Here is a 987-nt window from a genome sequence, read left to right on the forward strand (position 1 = left end):
GATGCTGGCGGCGGCGGCCCGCGCCGGGGCGCCGCTCGGCCATGATTTCTGCGCGATCAATCTCTCGGACAATCTCAAGCCCTGGACGATGATCGAAAAGCGGTTGCGCCTTGCCGCAGAAGCCGATTTTTCGATTGCGATGTACAATCCGCGCTCGGCGAGCCGGCCGGAAGGATTTGGCCGCGCGCTCGCGGTGCTTCGCGAGGCCGGCTGCGGCGAGCGCCTCGTGATCTTTGCGCGCGCGATCAGCGCGGCTGACGAGAGGATCGAGACGGTCACGTTGAAGGAAGCGACACCAGAGATGGCCGACATGCGCACGCTGGTGATCGTCGGCAATTCGCAGACGCGTCGCGTCGGCCGCTGGGTCTATGCGCCGAGGCGGGTAGAATGACCGAGCCACTGCATCACGTCAGTGACGCTCTCAACCCGCCTGCGCCGCGGCAGCTCCGGCCGCGAGATCATGATTACGGGCAGGCCGAGCATGCGGGCCGCGTCGATCTTGGCGCGCGCACCGTCGCCGCCGGAATTGCGGGCGACGATCCACGCGATCCCGCGCCCACGCATCATCTCCAGTTCGCTATGAAGCGTGAACGGCCCGCGCGATACGATCATTTCGGCCGCAAAGGGCAGGGGCACTTCGGGCGGATCGACGAATCTGAGCGTGTAGGCGTGCTGCGGCTTTATCGCAAACGGCGCAATGTGCTGGCGGCCGATGGCGAGGAACACTTTTGCCGGCGCCTCGGGCAGCGCGACGACCGCGGCGGCGACATCAGCTATTTCGATCCAGTTGTCGCCGGTCGCCCTCGTCCAGGGCGCGCGCTCCAGCGCGATCAGCGGCGTATCGGTTTCTGCGCAGGCCGCGACCGCATTGCGGCTCATCTCGGCTGCGAACGGATGCGTCGCGTCGATCACATGCGTGATGCGTTCGCTGCGAACGTAATCGGCAAGCCCGCTCACGCCGCCGAAACCGCCGATGCGGGTCGGCAG

The 987-nt window shown here is 66.7% G+C and carries 2 protein-coding genes; one reads left to right on the forward strand and one right to left on the reverse strand.

The genetic code is table 11. From position 1 onward, the window contains the following. Positions 1-391 (forward strand): SAM-dependent methyltransferase (locus MOV74_RS38990; RefSeq protein WP_246932915.1); only part of this gene is annotated, 391 nt, incomplete at its 5' end. On the opposite strand, the gene MOV74_RS38995 is transcribed toward MOV74_RS38990, so the two are convergent. After that, on the reverse strand, positions 367-987 hold a 621-nt coding region (locus MOV74_RS38995), incomplete at its 5' end, for a cobalt-precorrin-6A reductase (RefSeq protein ID WP_246932917.1). The two genes, MOV74_RS38990 and MOV74_RS38995, sit on opposite strands and share 25 nt — an antisense overlap.

This window comes from Bradyrhizobium sp. SHOUNA76 (genome assembly GCF_023006445.1).
Taxonomy (GTDB): domain Bacteria; phylum Pseudomonadota; class Alphaproteobacteria; order Rhizobiales; family Xanthobacteraceae; genus Bradyrhizobium.